Below are 21649 nucleotides of genomic sequence, written 5' to 3' on the forward strand. Positions count from 1 at the left end.
AAGTGGCCACCGGTTTTGCGGTAACGACATGCGACAGAAGAAGGACCTAAAGCGTGCGGAGCAAAGTGAGATGATCGCGACCCGCTTTAGAGAGAAAGGCCGGTTCGACCGGCGAAGGCCGAACCGGAAGGTGGCATTACTGCTTGGGAAGATATGCCGCAGGCATGGGCGTTCCTGGGAACCACTTTTCATGGAGCTTTTTCCAGGTTCCGTCCTGCATCGCCTCTTTCAGCGCCTTGTTGATCGCCTCGCGCAGAGCGTCATTGCCCTTGCGGATGACGAAGCCTGCTGGCGCATCGAAGCTTGGAATATTGACCGCGATCTTCAGGGCCGGATAACGGGTTGCGTAATCCTTTGCAGCCTCGAAATCGAGGAAATGCGCGTCGACAGTGCCGTTGTTGAGTGCCGACACGGCGGAGTTGTTATCCGGGAATTTTACGAGATCCGTGCCAGCGAAGTTCTTTTCGGCATAGATTTCCTGAAGCGTACCCTGCACGACGCCGAGGCGCTTGCCTTTGAGACCCGCGGCATCCTTGATATCCTCGGGGGTCAGGATACTGAGGAAGCCTGCAAGATAACCGTCGGAGAAATCAACGGTCTCCTTACGCTTGTCAGTCGTGCCAATCGCGGCGGCAGCAACATCGAAGCGACCGTTGGCCACTGACGGCATCAACGCCGAGAATTCCTGCCCCGTGAAGATTACCTGGTCCTTTTTGAAGCCCATGCGCTCGGCAATATTGAGAAACAGCTCTATGTCGAAACCAGTAAAATTGCCGTCCGCCGTGGTGAAAGCATAGGGCTTGGCGTCGCCCATGGTCCCGACGCTGATCGTATTCGCGTCGATAAGGCCGAGCGGATTGTCGGCGAGTGCTGGCGTGGCAGCACCGGCGATCATGCCAAGCGTGAGGGCGATGGCAGTGGCGCGTATCTTGGTCAATGGGGATGTAAAGGCTTCAGTCAGTCGCATTGGCGTCGTGTCCTCTGGGGTTGTTGTTTGCGATGTCTTCAAGGCGCAAGGGTCCCATCCGAAAGGCGACGTAAGTCATCCGTTCCGGCCCATGCAGTTTCGCATGCTGGAAGTCTTTTTATAAATTGATACCGGTCTCTTTTTAAATGAGACCGGTCTCTTTCATTATTGGCAATTGTTATCTTCGCATTTGCCAGTCGTCAAGTTCTCTTGTAAGGCTGTCAATTATGGACAAAACCCCGCCCAAAACCTCTTCCGTCACCGTCGCCGATGTCGCGCGTAAAGCCGGCGTCTCGAAGGCGACGGCTGCGCGCGTTCTGGGTGGCTACGGGACCGTCAGTGACAGGGTGCGTGAAGTGGTGACCGCCGCAGCTCGCGTCCTCGATTATCGAACGAACGAACTTGCCCGCAGCATGACCACGGGTCGCTCCGGCTCCATCGGTGTTGTCGTCGGCGATATCGAAAACCCTTTCTTCAGCCTCGCCGTTCGCGGTATCACCGATATTGCCCGGCAGGCTGGCTTCACAGTCATTCTGAGCAATTCCGGCGAGGACATCGACGCGGAGAAGGCAGCCATCCGCACTTTGCTGTCCAAACGGGTCGATGGCCTCATCGTCTCTCCGGCGAAGGATGACGACGTCGAGCACCTGCATGAAGCCGTTCGGTCCGGGCTACCGGTGGTCCTGCTTGACCGCGGCAGCGACGCTCTTGATGTCGATACCGTCATCGCCGACGACCGGCATGCTGCAGAAAACATCACGCGGCAGTTGGTTTCACTTGGTCACCGACGCATTGCCTATATTACCGCCTGTGACACGCCGGACCATACGTTCCGCAATATTCAGGATATCAGCACCGCGTCAGTTCGGCGGCGAATAGAAGGGTATCTCAGCGTTTGCGAAGAGGCAGGGCTAGACGGCATGGGGCAGTTTGTCCGTGTTGGCGCCGTGACGCCTGATCAGACCCGGCGAATTGTCACCGACATGCTTGAATCGCCGCAACGTCCCACAGCCATCATCGCATCGGACAGCATGATCGCGCTGGAGGCATTCAAGGTGCACCGCCAACTGGGTCTCAGCATTCCGGACGACGTGTCGCTTGTGTCCTTCCACGACGCCGACTGGACATCGGTAACGTCGCCCCCTGTGACCGTGGTGCGCCAGCCTGTCTATGATCTTGGCGCGACGGCAGCCGAACTTCTCGTCAAGCGCTTGAATGGGGTGACAGACAGTGCCCGCAAGGTCGTCCTGAAAACCGAGATCGTCGAGCGCGCCTCTGTGCGAGCCGCTCTTTAAGTTTCGCCGTATAGGCGGATTGCACAATAGATCGAAGAGGAAAGATCAACGTGTGAGGTGGCGTGAAGCTACGCCACCTCACCTCTCTCATGGTTATCAAGGAAGATCGCGAACCAGTGGCTCACGATCCCAATGACGCTTGGCGCCGACCTTGAGAAAATCGTCAACTGGTACGACACCCTCATCCAGTTCGACATTTGCCTTGTCGAGCAGTGCCTTGGTGGCAGGACAGTAGCCGATCGTCTTGCAGTGACTATAGGCATCCATGAACCACTGGATTGCCGCCGCCTCTTTTGTCAGCCTCTGCGCCGCTTCTGGAGCAAGGATCGATACAACCGCGTCGAACAGGAAGGAAGGCGATCCTGCAAGTTGGCCATCGGCCGGCATCGTACCACCATTAAGTTTGACGCCTCCGACCTTCCTGGCAACAACAAACGGGGTTCCCCCTTGCTGCTTGATCTCGTCCAGGAGTTTGTCGACCGCGCTCTTATTGGATCCGTCATCGACCAGCACCCCGATCTTTCGGCCTTTCAATGTGTCCAGAGCGTTCTTCTGGATCGACAGAGCGTCTGAGACCGGCATGTCGATCGGCTGCTTCTTCGGCGTGGACTTTTCAGGAAGATCGATGCCTAGCCCATCAGCAACCCTCTGCGCCAAATCCTCCTCGATGCTACGGAGATTGGACACGACATTTTGCCGAACATGGGCGAGCTGCACTTTGGAAAGTTCGAAAACGATCGCCGAGACGATGTGCGTTCTCTCGGTCTCTGTCTGCGACAGATAGAACATGCGAGCCTGGCTGTAATGATCGGCAAAAAGTTCGTCGCGCTGGCGAAGTTTCTGTGCCGGATCGTTTCGCTCATCATTGGTCTTGAACGTCGAAAAGCCGCTGGCGACGGACGCACGTGGACCGCTGTCTTCACCGGCCTGGCTCAGGCTATTCGGCTCGTAATTGGCTCTCCCCTTGGGAACCAGTGTCTGCATCATGCCGTCGCGCTGGAAGTTATGGAAAGGGCACTTCGGTGCATTGACCGGGATTTGATGGAAGTTGGTTGTACCGAGCCGGGACTTCTGCGTGTCGAGGTAGGAGAACAGTCGGCCCTGCAGCAGAGGATCGTTGCTGAAGTCGATACCCGGAATGATATTGCTTGGCAGGAATGCAACCTGCTCGGTCTCGGCAAAGAAGTTGTCGACGTTCCTGTTGAGCGTCATACGACCGATGATCTCGACGGGAATATCCTCTTCCGGAATGAGTTTGGTGGCGTCGAGAACGTCGTAGGGCTGCTTCGCGGCCCAGTCCTCATCAAACACCTGCACGCCAAGATCCCATGACGGGAAGTCGCCCTGATCGATGGATTCAAAAAGGTCGCGGCGCTGGAAATCCGGGTCGGCACCGGCGATCTTCACGGCTTCGTCCCAGGTGGTGGACGCCAATCCAAGATTGGGCTTCCAGTGGAATTTGACGAACTTGCTCTCGCCTTCAGCGTTCACCAGACGGAAAGTGTGAACGCCGAAGCCCTCGATATGGCGGAAGGACCGCGGGATCGTGCGATCCGACATTGCCCACATGATCATGTGCATGGATTCCGGCATCAAGCTGACGAAATCCCAAAATGTATCATGGGCCGAAGCGGCTTGAGGATAACCGCGGTCGGCCTCCATTTTGACGCTGTGGATAAGATCCGGAAACTTGATGGCGTCCTGGATAAAGAAGACCGGGATATTGTTGCCCACCAAATCCCAGTTGCCGCTCTCGGTGTAAAACTTCACCGCAAAGCCTCTGACATCGCGCGGCGTGTCGACGGAGCCAGCGCCACCGGCAACGGTCGAAAAACGGACGAAGACGGGACAGCTCTTTCCTTCTTCCTGGAAGATAGAAGCCTTGGTCAGCTGTGGAATGGCTTTCGTGCATTCGAACACGCCATGCGCGCCAGATCCTCGGGCATGCACGATCCGCTCAGGGATACGCTCATGGTCGAAATGAAAAATCTTCTCGCGAAGGACAAAATCCTCCAGCAGCGTCGGACCTCGGCTACCTGCCTTAAGGCTGTTCTGGTTATCGGAAATACGATGGCCGAAATTGTCAGTAAGATAAGCCCCGCCGTCCGCACCATCCGCCGTGATCGTCTGCTGCAATTCGTCGCCTTTGCCACGCTGCTCTTCAAAGCTGGCCTGGCCGGAGCCGGGCTTAAGCTCATGTAGAGAATTCTCGGTGCTCGGCGAATGGTCCCCTTGCTTACGCTCGGTCATAGCCAAATCCTTTGTGGTTTGAAGATTGGAAGAACTGCAAGCGTCCCCGCTGCAGAGGCGTTGGCGGAGCCAAGCTAAAGGCTACAATGGACCGAGAGGACGTCGGTTCCACTTCATCAACCATGATATTCGCTATCAGGCGCTTTCGTACCCTTTCGAACCAATAGAAGGTCGTGGCAGGGCGCGCAGACGTTACGATAAATGAAGGCTCAGCGAACCATGCAACTTCCCCTCAAACCCTGGAGAAGCAAATACAAATGATGTAAAAAAGTTGGTGCATGGAAACACATGCAAGCAATTCAATTCCCCGATTTCGATCTTTAGTGAGATCAACCCGAAATTGATAATCTTTGATGATTTTATTCTTCAGCGATGAGGGCTATTACGCAGAAATATCGTGAGATTACACTTATATTTCGCGCAGCTAATCCTGTGTTTTCGTTGGAAAATAAAGCATCTTCCTGTTGAAGTATCACGATTTTGCACTAATGATTGAAGACACGCCGGGCAGGCAAACCCTCTTGGCAGTAAACCGTAGTGTAGAATGATCGAAGCGTCTTCAATACAATCTGAACGTGTCTTGAAGTGTAGGCTTGCAAGATCGGAGCAGAGGTTGGTTTCGTTCGTCAAGAGGTTTGGAGAAGTAGATCAAGCTTGTGCCTTGCATGTGCTTTGCTGCACTCGATAAGGAAAAGCGCAAACTGAGTTAGAGGCTTCGGCACGGTACAGAAGCGTCAAAAACTGAACTTTTGAAAGATCACAGATAGTCAGCATGGGGCAGAACGGGGGTGTAAAATGGGTTTTAAAGAAGCGGTTCGGACGGTTCTTAAGGAGAAATATGCGACCTTCTCTGGCAGAGCCAGCCGATCTGAATTTTGGTGGTTTCAGCTTTTCTACTATCTCGTGGGGTTCTTCTGCTTGGTGATCATGGGATTGCTTTCACTGGGCCACAATAAAGAAGAAGGTATTCCATCCTCCGTCATCGTAATGATGATCGTATCGGGGCTACTGTTCCTCGGAATGTTTCTGCCGCAGATATCCGTTACCGTTCGCCGGTTCCATGACAGGAATCTTTCCGGCTGGTGGTATCTGGGCTTAATAGTTGCGAGCATGATCCCCCCCATCAGCCCTATTGTAGGTCTTGCAATACTTATACTCGTTATCCTTCCCGGAACAAAAGGTCCCAACAAGTTTGGCCTAGACCCTCTGAACCCGCAGTCCTCTGCAGAGGTGTTCGCCTGAAACGCCAGTTGAAGCCATTGTTATGGCTGGCTGTCTTATGGTCGGTTGCGACCGCTCCGGTGGGAGCGGTGGCTCAAGAGCCATTGGGGAGCGCTGAAAATTACAAGGCACAGTGCCTCCAAAATGGAGTGCGCTGCACACTGACCTATCCCGAGGGGCCGACCCAGGCAAAGCCGGAGGCCCCTAGGCCTTCCGAGGTGTCACCGGCGGTGTCGAGCCCGCCCGCCCTCGGCGGCTTTCTGGGTGTGCTTATCGTCCTCATCGTCCTCGTTGCTATCATCGTCCTGTGGATGTTTTTCGGCAGCGGCGGTGTCTTGTTGTCGCGCGCACCGATGGCGACGCAGCCGAACCGAAGCGAGAAACCGGAAAACTGGCAAAGCACCACACGTGACGCCAACGAAAAGCCGCGCGATTTCCTGGCACACATCGCCGCCATGCCGGATCGAAGGGAGGCGCTTGTGCAATTGCTGCGGCAATGCCTGCTGCAATCGGCGAAGCGGACGGGAACGCGTGTCTTACGCTCGGATACCGAACGGACCGTATTTGTCAGACTGCCAAAGAAAATGGAACATCGCGATGAACTGCGGCGTCTTCTTTTACAGACTGAGCTCGCTCATTATGGTGGACAGGTTCCGGCAGAAAGCGACTTCTTAGACCTTTTGACGAAAGCGCAACCTCTGCTTTCCAGCGGAGGCTCGGCTCATGTTTAAGTCACGCTTCATTTTACTCGCCGCAGTCCTTTTCGGTATGCTGGCGCATGCGACGGCAGGATTGGCTGAGGACAATGCAGACCTCGATCGTTCCCCTGTCGGCTATAAAGGTTTGGAAGTCTGGCTGCAGTCCTGGGGAATCGAGGTCACCCGCGAAAATTCATCGACGGCTTCACCGGCCTCACGTGTCTCCTTGCGGATCGTTCCACTATCCTGGCCGGAGGCTGGGCAGATGATAGGCGATAGCGGAGACAACGACGATATAAAGTCGGCGTATCTTTGGCGACAAACCGAAAACCACTCCGACGCTAATCGTCCTACCGAAATGGCGTGCCGATCGTTTAAAAGATGGTATTGCGGATGAAGCCGGTCTGGTGCGCTCATCCGATGTCGACCAAATCCTAGCGAGGATTGGTCTCTCTAATCTTCATACCAAAAGTACGGGACCGCGGTTCAGACAGGCGCAACAATCTATTCTGCCGAGCCACGTCGAAAAGATCAGGCTTTTCCGAGCACAAGTCTTCGTTCGCGACCAGATCCCGTCACACTGCGTACAAATGGCCGGGCTGCAGGCCGGCCCGCTGCTTCTGAAATGTACTTCAGAATTTGTGTTCTATGTCCTTTCCGATCCCGACCTTTTAAACAACCACGGCCTTGCTCTTGGCGAAAATGCAGCTTTCGCTGTCTCCATGATCAATGAGTTGCGCGGTCCATACTTCAGGGGTCCCATTTATCTAGCAGCAACCGGCATGCCTATCGCGTCGGCCCGCGATGCCGACCGTTTCCTCACCTTCCACCTGTGGTTCATCTGGGGTGCCATCATCCTCGTGGCTGCGGTCTGCTTCTGGCGGGGTGCGGTCCGTTTCGGCAAGCCACTGACGAACGAGGCCACAACCGATCTTTCAAAAGCAGCGGCCACCGAAGCCACGGCCCGGCTTCTGCGCCTTTCCGGCAATGATGGACGCATGACCGCGCAATTCGTGCACACCCTTCTTACCGACAAAGCGGGCCTCTTGTTTGGACCACACGCAGCCAACGATGCCGGTATTGAACGGATGTTTCGCCATCTTGCCTTACGCGACCGTTCCAATGCCGAGGCCTTTGAAGCCATTTCCAAAGAGCTTATGAACCGCGGCAAATCCATGACCCAGCCTGATCTGCACCGGCATCTTGAGACATTTAAAAAACGACTAGGGAGCATTAAGCTTGAATCTAGATGAGTTTCGCAATCTGGTTGTCGCGATCCGCGGCGAAATCGCCAAGACGGTGCAGGGACAGGATGCCCTCATCGATATGATCCTGACCTCCATCTTTGCGCGTGGACACTGCCTTCTCGAAGGACCTCCCGGTACCGCCAAGACATTGCTTGCGCGCTCGGTTTCGGCCGTGATGGACCTCCAATATCGGCGAATTCAGTTCACACCCGACCTGATGCCGAGCGATGTGCTGGGGGTGAACCTCTTCAACTTTCAGACCAGCCAGTTTCATCTGACCAAGGGTCCGGTCTTCACCAACATCCTGCTTGCCGATGAAATCAACCGAGCGCCTCCGAAGACCCAATCCGCTCTTTTACAGGCGATGAACGAGCGCATGGTGACGATCGACGGCACCGACTATCCCCTGGGTCTGGACTTCTTCGTGCTCGCCACCCAAAATCCCATCGAGCAGCACGGCACCTACCCTCTACCCGAAGCGCAGCTCGATCGCTTTCTCTTCAAGCTCGTCATCGATTTTCCCAACCGCGAGACGGAAATCGCAATCCTGAAACGCCACGCGGGTCAACCGATCCAGACGAAACTGAACGAAGTGGGCATTCGGCCGCTCGTCACCAGCTCTATTCTTGCCGAGGGCCGCGCGCTGATCGACAGCATTCATCTGGATGACAGCATCCTGACCTATATCGTCGATCTCGTCCGAGCCACGCGCTCCGATCCGGAAATCCTGCAAGGCGCATCGACACGCGCAGCCGATGCGCTATCGGCGGCGGTGCGCGTGCGGGCAGCGTTCGCAGGGCGCCAGTACGGGCTACCCGACGATGTCCAGGCGCTGGTGGTCCCGGCCTTGCGCCATCGCATCATTCTCTCCCCAGCTGCGGAAATTGACGGTCGAACGACGGGAGACGTGCTTCGCACTATTTTGAACCGTATGGATGCACCGCGATAGATGCGTCCCTCTTCGTCCCTCATCGCTCTCGTTTTGGCCATGACAGCACTGACGGTGCTGACCGCCGTGTGGTGGCCAGGCGCCGATACCGTGATCATGGGCCTTTGGGCGATCGTGGGGATCGCCGTCCTGCTCGACATCGCCCTGTCGGTCTGGTCGAAGCGGATCGAGATCGCCTTTGATCTTCCGAGCCGAGGCTTCGTCGGACACAGTGTGCAACTGTCTGTAGAGCTTTCGCCCCATCGCGGTACCTTACCGCCTAAGATGGAGGCTCGGCTTGATCTCGCACCAGAACTTGTTACCCAGCACGTCACTCTCTTCGAGCACCAAGCGAGCCGAAATGCCGCCAACACGTCATCCATGGAGATCCGCCTGACGCGCCGCGGCGTGTTCAAGGTCGAGACGATCTGGCTGAAATGGATTTCACGGCTAAGGCTGCTTGAGGTCGTCGTTCGCGCACCGATCGCCCGCAAGATCACCGTCGCGCCTGACATTTCGCCCGTACTGTCCGGAGCGATCAACACTCAGATCCTGCCACTTGAAGCAGGCAGCAAAGACATGAGGCTCAGCGGACAAGGATCGGAATTTCACCAGCTGCGCGAATTTGCAGTGGGCATGGATACGCGCAGCATCGATTGGAAGCGTTCGGCCCGCATGCGCAGCCTGGTGGTGCGCGAACTGACGGCTGAGCGCAATCAGCAGATCATTCTTTGCGTCGATTCCGGGCGCCTGATGGCCGAGAAAATTGCAGGCATCGCAAAGCTCGACCGCGCCATCAACGCAGCATTGGCAATGTGTTGGGCAGCCGGACAGGCGGGTGATCTGGTCGGCTTCTACAATTTCGATAGCCAGCCTCGCCTTTTCCTCCCCGCCACGCCTGGGCGTGCCGCTTTTACGAGGGTGCAAACGGCCTGCGCAACATTGCGCTATGAGGCGCACGAAACCAACCACACGTTCGGCCTCACCTACCTCGCCGGTCAATTGAAACGGCGCTCGCTCATCGTCATCTTTTCCGACTTCGTGGATAGTACGACGGCCGAACTGATGGTGGAAACGATCCGCACCTTGGCGAAGCAGCATTTCATCGTCTACATCGCGCTCAGCGACTCCAGTATCAAAACTCTGATCGAACCCGATGTCTTGACGCTGGACAGCGTCGCACGATCGGTTGCCGCGCGGCAGATTTCGCAGGAGCGTCGAGCGGTCCTGGAAACGCTTTCGCGTCTTGGCGTGATGTGCCTCGACAGCACGCCTGATGCGCTCACATCCGATCTGATTGGGCGCTATATCGAAATCAAATCCCGCGAGATGGTATGACTGAGGCAAATATCAATCTGAATGTCGCGATCCCCAACGTGCCGACGCAGGCACCAGCGCCAGCGGACATGCTGCGTTCTGCGCGGTTTCGAGCCGAGCGGGAGGCCCAATGGCGGGTGCTCGACCAACTTGTGACACGAGTCGAAAAGCGCGGCGTGGCGACACTGAACTATGATGAGGTTCGCACGCTCACCTCCGGCTACAGGCAAGCCATGAACTCGCTCAGTGTCGCCGGTGATATCTCGCTGGACAAGGCGCTGATCTCCTATCTCGAGAGCCTGTGCGCACGCGCCTATCTCGTGGTCTATGCACCTCAGGAAAGCGTGAGCGGCCTGATAAGCCGGCTGCTGATCCGTGGTATTCCGCAGGCTGTGCGACGGTCCTACCTGCCCTTGTTCATCGGCTTTTTCGCACTGATCCTCGGTGTCGCCGTCGGATACAAACTCTATCTCGACGATCACAGTTGGTTCTATGCGCTCGTCCCGGCCGATCTGGCGGGCGACCGCACGCCTGCCGCCTCGGCAGACCTGCTCCGCTCCACGATCTATGGAAATGAGGGTCACGCGACCGACGAGTTGGCCGCCTTCATGGCCTACCTGTTTTCCCACAACACGACGATTGCCGTGTTGATTTTCACTCTTGGCATCTTCGCAGCCATTCCGAGCTTCGGACTGACCTTCTACAATGGCATGATACTGGGCGTATTTTTCGCCATGTTCTCCCAACACAGCCTTGGCTACGATGTCTTCGCCTGGCTCTCCATCCATGGAGTTACCGAACTCGCGGCCATCGCCATTGCTTGCGCGGGTGGGGCGCGTCTCGGGCTCGCCGTGTTGCTGCCCGGCGCGTTACGCCGTAGAGACGCCTTGCGGCAACAGGCCCACGATGCCGTTAAACTCGCCCTCCTTGCGGCCATCATGCTGATTGCCGCAGCTTTCCTCGAAGGTTTTTTGCGCCAGTCCATCCAAGAGCCATTGTGGCGGATTGCGATCGGCTGGGGTGTGGGTGTTCTGTGGGTGGCCTGGCTGACCTTGTCGGGGCGTGACAAGTTGGGATCGAAAGAGACTGAACGATGAGTCTGATCTTTCGCGATGGTAAGCGTGTAGAAGAATTGGTGCCGCCGGAAGGCGTTGCGCTCCACCTGAACATCGCCTCTCTCGCATCGCGGCTCGGCGCGCAGTTCATCGACTTCGTGATGACCTTCATCATCGCCCTTATCTGCATCATTGTGCTCTCCTTGAGTGGCGTATTGGAGGAGAGCGCCAGGGCGACGGCGATTACGCTCTTGGGATTCCTGTTGCGAACGCCCTATTACATCCTGTCTGAACTGATCTGGAATGGCCGCACACTCGGAAAACGGATCGCTGGCATTCGCGTCGTAAACGTAGAAGGCCGCCGTCTGACGCCGCATCAGATCGCCACGCGAAACCTCATGAAAGAGGTGGAGATATTCACGCCTGTGGGCCTGATCTTTTCTGAACCGCCTGTCTGGCTGACCTGGGTAACCCTCTTCTGGCTCGTCACCGTCGTGGCTGTCATCTTATCCAGCAATCGGCGGCAACGGCTCGGCGATCTCATGGCCGGGACCCTCGTCATTGAAAATCCCCGCTCAGTGCTCCTGCCCGATCTTGCTGCCGCTCCATCCGCCATCAAGGCGAGCCAGGCGGGCTTCGAGTTCAGTCCGGAACATCTGGATGTTTATGGAAGCTATGAGTTGCAGACCCTGGAAGACCTGCTCCGCGATCCCACCACGCGTCTGCGCGACAAGCAGATCATCGAGATCGCCCAGGCGATCATCAAGAAGATCGGTTACCGCGAAGGTGTGACGCCAGGCAAAGAACTGGAGTTTCTAAATGCCTTCTACATCGCACAACGCGAGCATCTTGAAACATTGCGGCTCTTCGGAAAGCGCCGCGAGAACAAGTTCCACAATGTCGGCAAAGACACCGCTAACCCTTAAAATCTCGCTCTGTAGCTGAGTGCGTAAACCTAAATTGGAGGACATCGCATCCACATAATACGAAAGGCTATAAAGATTTTTTTGCAGCGCAACTTCGCCCGGAACTTTTAACGACGTCTTGCGTTGTCGCTGAATATTCAGATTATTTTCAGAGGCATATCGTGGTTCAAGCTCAGAGCGCCGTTTCCGAGAACGAAGCGAAGCAGAACGGCGATCCGCAGGATCGCGAGCTTCAGACAGCAACCGACGGTCAACAACCAAAGCATGACGACAAGAAGCCATCGGTGATCCGCCGGCATCCCTATTGGGCGGCGTTCATTATTGTTGGTTTGATTGGGCTCGGGATTGCTACCTACTTCGTCTGGCTTGTCTATTTCTATCCTTATGAGAGCACGGATGACGCCTTCGTCGATGCGCGCAGTTTCGCTCTTGCGACGAAGGTCTCCGGCTATCTGGAAGACGTCGCCGTCACCGACAACGCCCATGTTGAAGCCGGTGCGGTGATCGCCAGAATTGCACCGCGCGATTATCAGATCGCCGTGGATCAGGCTGAGGCCCAGGTGGAAGCGGCCAGGGCGTCGATTATCAATGCGACGGCACAAATAGACGTTGCATCCGCTGCGATCGAGGAAGCAAAGGCACGCGAGGCTTCATCAAGCGCCGCTCTGCAGTTTGCGAAGGACGAGGCCAACCGACAGCGCCAATTGCAGCAGGGCGGGGCTGGCAGCTTGCAGACGTCACAGCAGGCAGAATCGAACCTGCGCCAGGCTCAGGCGGCTTATACGGAAGCACAGGCCAACATCAGTTCGGCCATGAAGAACAAGGTCGCCGCCGAATCACAGCGCACCAGCGCTGAAGCCAGCCTGAAGCAGGCTGAGGCCCAGAAGGAAAGCGCCGACCAGAACCTCGACTATACGACGCTGACCGCCGCACAACCGGGCCGCGTCGTAAAGATCAGTGGCGCGAAGGGGCAATTTGTCCAGGCGGGCCAAGCTATCGCGATGTTCGTGCCGGATGAGATTTGGGTCACGGCTAACTTCAAGGAAACGCAACTCGCCGATATGCGACCAGGCCAGCCGGTGGAGCTAACGATCGACGCCTATCCGGATCACCTTCTGCACGGCAAGGTCGACTCCGTTCAGCCCGGTTCCGGCACTGCCTTCTCCCTGCTGCCAGCGGAAAACGCCACCGGCAACTATGTGAAGGTAACCCAGCGCGTGCCGGTGAAGATCACCGTCGATAACTGGCCGAAAGATGTCTCCATCGGTCCAGGCATGTCGGTCGTGCCAACCGTAACCGTTCGCCCTAGAGGCTAATCCAGACATCAGGATCGAGGACCGGATATGGCAACCGCGGCAGCGACAGGCGGAACCGGCGAAATGGCGAGTGGCCGCAGCACCAATCCCTGGCTGGTCGCGGTTGTGGTGGCGCTTGCCGTGTTCATGGAGGTTCTCGACACCACCATCGCCAACGTCGCGCTGCGCTACATTTCCGGGGGGCTGGCCGTCAGTTCCGACGAAGCCTCATGGGTCGTCACCACCTATCTCGTTTCCAATGCCATCGCACTGATCGCCTCGAGCTTCATTGCCCAGCGTTACGGTCGCAAGCGGTTCTATCTCATTTGCCTTGCCATGTTCACGGTTGCGTCCGTCCTGTGCGGGCTGGCTTGGGACCTGCCCTCTCTCCTCGTCTTTCGCATGATCCAGGGCTTTGCCGGCGGCGGCATGGTGCCGGTGTCGCAATCCATTCTTACCGATGCCTTTCCTCCGGCAAAACGCGGCCAGGCGTTTGCCATCTTCGGCATCGCGGTGGTGGTGGCGCCTGTCGTCGGACCGACGCTCGGCGGCTGGCTTTCCGACAATCTCTCCTGGCATTGGTGTTTCCTGATCAACGGCCCTGTCGGCGTCTTCGCCTTCATGCTCGTTTATTTCCTGGTCAATGACTCCGAAGAACAAAAGAAAAAGCGCGAGGAGATGCGAAAGCGCGGCATTCGTTTCGATATTATCGGCTTCGTGCTGGTCGCGACGTTCCTGGGGTCGCTGGAACTTACGCTCGACCGCGGCCAGATCGAGGACTGGTTCGACTCGACCTTTATCATCGTCACAGCCACGATCTGCTTCGCGGCGCTGGCGGCCTCGATCCCCTGGTTACTGACGGCGAAAAATCCGGTGCTCGATATGCGTCTCATTGCAACGCGGCAGTTCGGGTCGTGCATGATCGTGATGCTGGCGATCGGCGCCATCCTGATCGCCACCACCCAATTCGTGCCACAGGTGCTGCAGGAGAATTATGGCTATACAGCCACCTGGGCGGGTCTTGCGCTTTCTCCAGGCGGTCTGGTGACCATGTTCATGATGTTCATGGCAGGCCAATTGACGTCCCGCATCCAACCGAAATATCTGATCGCCGTGGGCGCAACTATGGTCGCCCTGTCCATGTACGACCTGACGCGCCTCAGCCCTGACGCCGATTTCAGCTTCTTCGTCTGGTCCCGCTGCATTCTCGGTCTTGGCCTGCCGCTGATCTTCATCCCAATCACCGCCGCCTCTTACGACGGTCTAAGACCCGATCAGACCGATCAGGCATCCGCCCTCATCAACGCAGCTCGCAACACCGGCGGCTCAATCGGCGTCTCAATTGCCTCCAACGTGCTGGCCCATCGCGAACAATGGCACCAGAGCAGGTTGGTCGAGCACGTCAACCCCACCGACCCGGCCTTTCATCAAACGATGCAGAACCTGCAGGGCTTCTTCGCCGAGCGCGGCTCTTCCGTGGTGGACGCCCAAAACCAGGCCATGGCCCTCATCGGTCAGCAGGTCGGAATGCAGGCCAGCTATCTTGCTTATATCGATGTGTTTTTTGTCCTGGCGATCATTTCTCTACTCGCAGTGCCGCTGGCATTGATCCTTCGCAACGTCGATACGAAGGCTGGCGGTGGCGGGATGCATTGAGTCTTTTTGCGACGACGAGTCTTAACTACGCTCGTCGATCAGCCACCCCGTCAACTTACCAACCGTTGCATCGTTGCTCTTGGGGCGCATCAACCAATAGCCGCGATCCGGTGCATCGAGGCTCGGACCCGCGGTTGCCAAGACCCCTGCCTCAAGCAGGGGATCGATCAGGCCGGCCCAGCCAAGTGCGAACCCCTGTTCGCAGATGCTTGCCTGTACGACCATCGCGTAGTTGTTGAAACTGATATCGCCGCCGCTGTGTTCAGCTCCTCGCTCGACGCCGAAATGGGTCAAATAGTCGTTCCAGTCGTACCAATGCATCTGCGAATTGTTTTCGAGATGGATGAGCTTTCGTCGAGAAAACTCTGAATGGCCCGCAGGCGCAGATTTATTCGCAAGCATGGCAGGCGAGCAGACTGGCGTTACCTTTTCAGAAAGCAGCAAGACAGCCCCCTCACCTGCGTCCTGCTTTGTCCCGAATATGATCATCACATCGCTATCGTGCTTGCCTTGACCCAGCGGATCCTGAGTCGCAACGATCTGGATGTTCATGTCGGGGTTTAGCACGCGAAAACCATGCATGCGGGGGATCAGCCACAGCGACGAGAAGGCGTAGTCGGTGTGCAATCGGATGGTCTGGCGCTCGTCGGTTCTACGCAGCTGTTGCGTCACAAGATCTACGGCGTCGACACTACGCGAGGCAATCTCGAACAACCGCTGCCCTTCTGCTGTCAGTTCGATCCCTCGATGTTTGCGGCGGATCAGGGCAACACCAAGCTCATCCTCCAGCCTGCGGATCTGGTAGCTGACAGCGGGCTGGGTCAGTCTGAGAAATGCCGCAGCCGCCGTCAGGCTGCCACGACGGGCTACCTCGGTGAAGATCCGCATCCAGCCAAGATCAAGCGGTCGCTCTGACATTAAAAATCCTTATGCCAACCATCGAAAAATACCCGCTTCACAGCCAAAAACAATGCTGCGTTCAATAAGTGAGGCTAATAAAAGGGGAACCGCAATGAAGATCGATTCTCGTATACGTCGCATCGCCGCTGGTTTGCTTTTCTCGGTGGCAGCCTTCTCCACTCCACTGCAAGCGGCCGATGATGCGGCGTGCAAGACGGTTCGGCTGAGTGATCCGGGCTGGACCGACATTACCGCGACGAATGGCGTCGCTTCCGTTCTGCTTAATGCGCTTGGCTATGAGGCAGACGTGAAGACCCTGTCGGTTCCCATCGGCTACCAGGCGATGAAGAATGGCGAGATCGACGTCTTCCTCGGCAACTGGATGCCAGCGCAGAAATCCTTCGTCGATGACCTGAACACCGCCAAGGCAGCCGAGGTGATGACGAAGAATCTTGAGGGCGCCAAGTTCACGCTGGCCGTACCAGCCTATATGGCGGAAAAAGGCGTAAAAGACTTCGCCGATCTCGCCAAGCATGCGAGCGAATTCGACAGCAAGATTTACGGCATCGAGCCGGGCGCGCCTGCGAACCAGAATATCCAGAAGATCATCGATGCCAACGATTTCGGTCTCAAAGGCTGGCAGCTTGTGGAATCCGGTGAGCAGGCCATGCTGGCGCAGGTAGAGCGGGCAGGTCGTGACAAGAAGGCTGTCGTCTTCCTCGCATGGGCTCCACATCCGATGAATAAGAAGATCGACATCACCTATCTTTCCGGTGGTGACGCCTATTTCGGTCCGAATTTCGGTGGTGCGGAAGTCTACACACTCGCGCGCACCGGCTGGCCTCAACAGTGCCCGAATGCCGCGAAGCTGTTCAGAAACCTGACATTTCACATCGACATGGAAAACAGTCTCATGGGCTCGATCCTTGCTGGGGAAGACGCCAAAGCGGCTGCCACGGCTTGGCTGAAGACAAACCCGAAATCACTGGATGGATGGCTGCAAGGGGTGACGACTTTGGACGGCAAACCCGGCGAAGACGCCGTCAAGACCAAGCTTGGGCTGTGAACCCGGAACATAGTCAATGCCGCGTCCCAATATTCTCATCCTGATGGCCGACCAGTTCAACGGGACGTTTTTTCCCGATGGACCTGCGGATTTTCTTCACGCGCCCCATCTCAAAGCATTGGCAGAGCGGTCCGTTCGCTTTGCCAACACCTACACCGCAAGTCCGCTTTGCGCACCGGCCCGTGCCTCCTTCATGTCTGGCCAGTTGCCCAGCCGAACGAGGGTCTATGACAATGCCGCCGAGTTTGCGTCCGACATCCCGACCTACGCGCATCATCTGCGGGCGGCGGGCTACTACACGGGTCTTTCAGGAAAAATGCACTTCGTCGGTCCCGACCAGCTGCACGGCTTTGAGGAACGCCTGACGACGGATATCTATCCGGCGGATTTCGGCTGGACGCCAGATTATACCAAGCCCGGCGAGCGTATCGACTGGTGGTATCACAATCTCGGTTCGGTCACAGGCGCGGGTATCGCCGAGATCACCAACCAGATGGAATATGACGACGAGGTCGCCTACAACGCCACGCGCAAACTCTACGATCTGTCACGCCGCCTCGATGAACGCCCCTGGTGCCTGACTGTCAGTTTCACACATCCGCATGATCCCTATGTGGCGCGAAGGAAGTTCTGGGACCTCTATGAGGACTGCCCAGCACTCGATCCGCAGTCTGAACCGCTCGCCTTTGAGCATCAGGACCCGCATTCGAAACGGCTTTTGGAAGCCTGTGATCACAAGGCTTTCGACATCACCCCCGAGCAAATCCGGCGCGCGCGACGCGGCTATTTCGCCAATATCTCCTACATTGACGAGAAGGTTGGCGAGATCCTGGAAGTCCTCAAGGCAACCCGGATGGAGGAGGACACCATCATCCTCTTTTTGTCCGACCATGGCGATATGTTGGGCGAGCGCGGACTGTGGTTCAAGATGTGTTTCTTCGAGGGATCCGCGCGTGTTCCGCTGATGATCGCAGCGCCCGGTTGGACGCCGACGCTTATCGACGCACCTGTGTCGACGCTCGATGTGACGCCGACGCTCTGTGGATTGGCCGGGCTCGACATTACATCTTTGAAGCGTTGGACGGATGGCGAGGACCTTTCCCCATTGGCCGCGGGAACAGGCACGCGTGGTCCGGTGCCAATGGAATATGCGGCCGAGGGCTCGATCGCTCCGCTCGTCGCTCTTCGTGACGGGCGCTACAAGCTGTCGGTCTGCGAAGCCGACCCCCCGCTGCTTTATGATCTTGAGGCAGATCCCGAAGAGCGCACCAATCTTGCCGACGATCCAGCCTTCAGCGACGTCCTGTCAGCGCTTTCCGCAGAGGTTGAAAAACGCTGGGACCTCGACGCTTTCGACGCGGCGGTCCGCGAAAGCCAGGCGCGACGCTGGGTTGTCTACAAAGCGCTGCGCAATGGCGCCTATTATCCATGGGATTATCAGCCGCTGCAAAAGGCGTCGGAGCGCTACATGCGCAACCACATGGACCTGAACGTGCTAGAGGAGAACCAGCGCTATCCACGCGGAGAGTGAGACCTCGCCCGGCAGTGATCTTCCGCCCAAGAAGTGTCCAGCGTCGCGCCATCACCATTCTGTTCGTCGTTGCGCATGGCGATGACGAGAAGCAGCGTGTAAAATTCAAGCATAATGGCATCGTATTTTAATAACTTCTAAAACATCTAAAGCGCGCTCGTGAGTAAGAGATCAAGAAACGTCGCGCTTTTGATTGAATTCATTTTCTACTAAATCCCGAGATGCATCCCCCGCCATCCTGCAGCTTATGGATCGGCTATATTGCATTACTGCAAACACGCAGTTATCGCCGTTGTCGAGAATTTAAGCGACAATCTTCTTCCGGCGTCGTATGGTGCTGTGCACCCAACGGATCGTCGCCTCTTGCAGACTGACCGCGGTCAGCAATCGAGGACCGCGTTTGTCAGCTATTTTGAAGAATAACGTAAAGCAGTCGGGCAGCGGCAAGCGCACGATGGTTTTTGCGCACGGGTACGGGTGCGACCAGCATATGTGGCGAATGGTGGCGCCTGCTTTTGAGGATCATTTCAATGTGGTCACGTTCGACCACGTCGGCGCAGGAAACTCCGACGTGTCGTCCTATGATCGCCAGAGATATTCAAGCCTTGATGCCTATGCAGACGACATTGTCGATATTGGTCATGAACTCGGTCTCACGGACGCCATCATCGTTGGCCATTCCGTAAGCGCCATGATGGGAGCACTGGCATCCATCAAAGCCCCGGAGATGTTCTCGGACGTCGTGATGGTTGGCCCCTCGCCGCGCTATATCAACGATGGCCCCTACATTGGTGGTTTCGAGCAGGAAGACATCGACGAACTCCTGGCATCGCTTGCCGAAAATCATATCGCCTGGTCCAATGCCATGGCTCCGGCGATCATGGGTAACAGCGGCCGTCCGGAGCTTGCCAGCGAACTCGCCGACAGCTTCTGCCGGATGGACCCTGAAATTGCGCGAACCTTTGCCCGCGTGACGTTTACGTCCGACAATCGGGCAGATTTACCCAAGGTGACGGCGCGAGTGCTTGTCTTGCAATGCCGTGACGACATCATCGCCTCGGAAAATGTGGGGCGATATGTTGCCGATGCGATCCCGCATGCGCAATTCGTCATGCTTGACGCGACCGGGCATTGTCCAAACTTGAGTGCGCCTCAGACCGTGATATCCGCTATAAAGGGTTTTGTGTAATCGACGCATCGCTGCCTCCCGCCCCAGCCATGGATTCTCCCGACGCTCTGTTCGAAAGAGCGCCCTGCGGCTATGTCGTGCTGAACTCCAAAGGCGTGATCGCGAGAATAAACCAGACGCTCGCGGAGTGGATCGGCCAAGAGAAAGAAGAGCTACTTGGCAAGCGAATGACGGTCTTGCTGACCGTTGCGGGCAACGTCTTTTACGAGACGAATTTTGAGCCAACCCTTCGGCTACAGGGGTTTTGCGAGGAAATCGCATTCGATCTGAAGACGAAGAGTGGCAAGCGGCTTCCAGTCACGGTGAGCGCCAGAGGCAGACTCGGCGGCGATGATTCAGGCGTTACGCTCGTGACCGTCTTTCGCTCAGTGAAGCGTCGCCAGTTGGAACGAGACCTGCTGCAAGCCAGGCAGGCAGCTGAAAACGCGAAGGAAGAGCTGGCCAACATAAATGCGTCGCTACGCACCAACATCCGCCGAGCGGTTGGTAAAAAGCGCGAAGCGCAACGCGTTCTTCTTGCTGAACAGGAGACCGGAGAATTGCGCGAGCAATTCGTCGCAGTCCTCGGCCACGACCTTCGCAACCCGCTGGCTTCCATCTCAGCGGCAGGACGAGTTCTGGCCGCAGAAGTGACGAGCGATCGCGGCAAACAGGTTCTTCAGCTGATGGCCGGCAGCGTGTCACGCATGTCAGGCCTGATCGACAACGTGCTGGATTTTGCTCGTGGCCGGCTCGGCGGCGGCATTCACCTGACGAGAGACGCGAACGCTCCCCTGGGTCCCGTCATAGAACACGTGGTTGAGGAGCTGCGATCAAGCGCTCCCGGACGGGAAATCCTTTCGACGTTATCGATACCGCGTCCGGTCAATGCCGACCATGCGCGACTTGGCCAACTCGTGTCAAATCTCGTCGGGAATGCCATCAGCCACGGTGATGCGCAGCACCCGATCTTCGTCGATGCGGTCCTTGCCGATGACGGAACCTTCACATTGTCAGTGACAAATCGAGGAAAAGAAATCCCGCCGGACCGGATGGAGCGATTGTTCGAGCCCTTCGTTCGTGGAGACACTCGAAATGACAAGGGATTGGGACTGGGATTGCATATAGCTTCTCAAATTGCAAAGGCCCATGGAGGGACACTGTCAGCGACATCCAACGGCGAAGAGACGCGCTTCATCTTTATGATGCCACCTTTCTCGTCCGCCGACGAGGGTTGACCAGGCTCTCCCATGCGAAACCGATCTGATCTTGCTGCTTGGAAGCAAGAGTCAGGAATTACGATTGGTGACACGCATCTGCCAGAACATCACCTGGCTTGTCGAACCATCTGACAACAGTAACGTTTATGCAGACAGCAATGGAGCCCCAGCAATGACAAGATTGCTCGCTGCCCTCATAGTCGTCCTCATATCATCGCAGGTATCCGCCATGAACAGCCTCTCCGAATTGACCTGGAAGAAGCGAGTCGTCATCGTCTTCGGAGATGCAGGCGACGCAAGAGTAGAGCGACAGATAGAGACCCTTACCTATCAACGCTTGGAACTGGAAGAGCGGGACCTTGTCGTAATCCGTGTCGTCGATGATGAAGCCACCACGGCTTTTGGAAACGCAGCCGAGCCCGATGCGGTAGCGCTGCGCAATGAGGCCGACGTCAAACAAGGAAGCTTTCGGGTCGTCTTGGTCGGAAAGGACGGCGGTATCAAGTTGCGTAGCGAAACCGTTGTCCCGGACGTCGATCTGTTCGACCTCATAGACCGAATGCCGATGAGACAGGCGGAACGCGGCTGAGCGATGGCTGGAAAATCTTCCTGCGAGAGGCACGTTCATAGTTCACGGATCGACGAACTGCCTCCCATAGACGCCGGCTAACCAAGGTGTGTTCACAATGTTGGGCCGTCCTGCGCCATCAGGGGCGACAATCACGGTATCTCTATGCGAGATAAGGCCGTGGAAATGGGAACGCAGGCATAGCCCGCGCGCCCTGGTCGTCTTGGCCAATCGAGGTTTTAGTTGGCCGGGCAGTTCGTGCTACTTGTGTTGCCGCTCATCGAACCCTGGCCGCCAGTGGTGCCAGGCGGGCAGTTGGTGTTGTTGGTATCACCATTCGG

The 21649-nt window shown here is 56.8% G+C and carries 19 protein-coding genes; 16 read left to right on the top strand and 3 right to left on the bottom strand.

Annotation, left to right across the window (positions count from 1 at the left end; all coding sequences use genetic code 11):
• Positions 1-136: 136 nt before the first annotated feature.
• Positions 137-967, bottom strand: a complete 831-nt coding sequence (locus tag QE435_RS01805) for an ABC transporter substrate-binding protein (RefSeq protein WP_349040012.1) — start codon at positions 965-967, stop codon at positions 137-139.
• Between the two features lie 227 nt (positions 968-1194).
• On the opposite strand from QE435_RS01805, the gene QE435_RS01810 reads away from it, so the two are divergent.
• Complete coding sequence (locus tag QE435_RS01810; protein ID WP_349040013.1) at positions 1195-2262, top strand: LacI family DNA-binding transcriptional regulator; 1068 nt, start codon at positions 1195-1197, stop codon at positions 2260-2262.
• Between the two features lie 96 nt (positions 2263-2358).
• On the opposite strand, the gene QE435_RS01815 is transcribed toward QE435_RS01810, so the two are convergent.
• A complete protein-coding gene (locus QE435_RS01815; protein ID WP_349040014.1) occupies positions 2359-4512 on the bottom strand; it encodes a catalase in 2154 nt (717 codons plus the stop codon).
• Between the two features lie 795 nt (positions 4513-5307).
• On the opposite strand from QE435_RS01815, the gene QE435_RS01820 reads away from it, so the two are divergent.
• From QE435_RS01820 to QE435_RS01865, 10 genes are all read left to right on the top strand, one after another.
• Entirely contained in the window at positions 5308-5754 is a 447-nt protein-coding gene (locus QE435_RS01820; protein WP_349040015.1) for a DUF805 domain-containing protein, read from the top strand.
• A gap of 209 nt (positions 5755-5963) precedes the next feature.
• Positions 5964-6464 carry a hypothetical protein gene (locus QE435_RS01825; protein ID WP_349040016.1) on the top strand — a complete coding sequence of 167 codons (501 nt, stop codon included), beginning with the start codon at positions 5964-5966 and terminating at the stop codon, positions 6462-6464.
• Positions 6457-6828 (top strand): hypothetical protein, encoded by a 372-nt coding sequence (locus QE435_RS01830; protein WP_349040017.1) that lies wholly within the window; start codon positions 6457-6459, stop codon positions 6826-6828. The genes QE435_RS01825 and QE435_RS01830 overlap by 8 nt, the downstream gene beginning before the upstream one ends.
• Before the next feature lie 193 nt (positions 6829-7021).
• Complete coding sequence (locus QE435_RS01835; protein ID WP_349040018.1) at positions 7022-7684, top strand: hypothetical protein; 663 nt, start codon at positions 7022-7024, stop codon at positions 7682-7684.
• Positions 7671-8627 (top strand): MoxR family ATPase, encoded by a 957-nt coding sequence (locus QE435_RS01840; RefSeq protein ID WP_349040019.1) that lies wholly within the window; start codon positions 7671-7673, stop codon positions 8625-8627. The genes QE435_RS01835 and QE435_RS01840 overlap by 14 nt, the downstream gene beginning before the upstream one ends.
• Positions 8628-9944: a DUF58 domain-containing protein gene (locus QE435_RS01845; protein ID WP_349040020.1), complete on the top strand. Its 1317-nt coding sequence runs from the start codon at positions 8628-8630 to the stop codon at positions 9942-9944.
• A 68-nt stretch (positions 9945-10012) separates the two neighbouring features.
• The gene (locus QE435_RS01850; protein WP_349041109.1) at positions 10013-11020 is read left to right on the top strand and encodes a stage II sporulation protein M; all 1008 of its coding nucleotides are present in this window, start codon (positions 10013-10015) and stop codon (positions 11018-11020) included.
• Complete coding sequence (locus tag QE435_RS01855) at positions 11017-11904, top strand: RDD family protein (RefSeq protein ID WP_349040021.1); 888 nt, start codon at positions 11017-11019, stop codon at positions 11902-11904. Before QE435_RS01850 ends, QE435_RS01855 begins: the two co-directional genes overlap by 4 nt.
• Positions 11905-12065: 161 nt before the next feature.
• Positions 12066-13220 carry an HlyD family secretion protein gene (locus QE435_RS01860; protein ID WP_349040022.1) on the top strand — a complete coding sequence of 385 codons (1155 nt, stop codon included), beginning with the start codon at positions 12066-12068 and terminating at the stop codon, positions 13218-13220.
• 27 nt (positions 13221-13247) lie between these two features.
• On the top strand, positions 13248-14855 hold the full coding sequence (locus QE435_RS01865) for a DHA2 family efflux MFS transporter permease subunit (protein ID WP_349040023.1): 1608 nt from the start codon (positions 13248-13250) through the stop codon (positions 14853-14855).
• 21 nt (positions 14856-14876) lie between these two features.
• Here QE435_RS01865 and QE435_RS01870 read toward each other — a convergent pair whose 3' ends face one another.
• The gene (locus QE435_RS01870; RefSeq protein WP_349040024.1) at positions 14877-15773 is read right to left on the bottom strand and encodes a LysR family transcriptional regulator; all 897 of its coding nucleotides are present in this window, start codon (positions 15771-15773) and stop codon (positions 14877-14879) included.
• A 94-nt stretch (positions 15774-15867) separates the two neighbouring features.
• Here QE435_RS01870 and QE435_RS01875 point away from each other — a divergent pair, with 94 nt between their 5' ends.
• The 5 genes from QE435_RS01875 to QE435_RS01895 all read left to right on the top strand — a co-directional run bounded on the left by QE435_RS01875 (position 15868) and on the right by QE435_RS01895 (position 21329).
• Positions 15868-16821, top strand: a complete 954-nt coding sequence (locus QE435_RS01875; protein WP_349040025.1) for a choline ABC transporter substrate-binding protein — start codon at positions 15868-15870, stop codon at positions 16819-16821.
• A 16-nt stretch (positions 16822-16837) separates the two neighbouring features.
• On the top strand, positions 16838-18352 hold the full coding sequence (gene betC / locus QE435_RS01880; protein WP_349040026.1) for a choline-sulfatase: 1515 nt from the start codon (positions 16838-16840) through the stop codon (positions 18350-18352).
• Positions 18353-18752: 400 nt separating this feature from the next.
• Positions 18753-19541, top strand: a complete 789-nt coding sequence (locus QE435_RS01885; protein ID WP_349041110.1) for an alpha/beta hydrolase — start codon at positions 18753-18755, stop codon at positions 19539-19541.
• Between the two features lie 29 nt (positions 19542-19570).
• On the top strand, positions 19571-20758 hold the full coding sequence (locus QE435_RS01890; protein WP_349040027.1) for a PAS domain-containing sensor histidine kinase: 1188 nt from the start codon (positions 19571-19573) through the stop codon (positions 20756-20758).
• Positions 20759-20912: 154 nt separating this feature from the next.
• Entirely contained in the window at positions 20913-21329 is a 417-nt protein-coding gene (locus QE435_RS01895) for a DUF4174 domain-containing protein (RefSeq protein ID WP_349040028.1), read from the top strand.
• Positions 21330-21649 lie beyond the last annotated feature (320 nt).

Source organism: Agrobacterium sp. SORGH_AS 787 (assembly GCF_030819035.1).
In the GTDB taxonomy this organism is placed as follows: Bacteria; Pseudomonadota; Alphaproteobacteria; order Rhizobiales; family Rhizobiaceae; genus Agrobacterium; species Agrobacterium larrymoorei_B.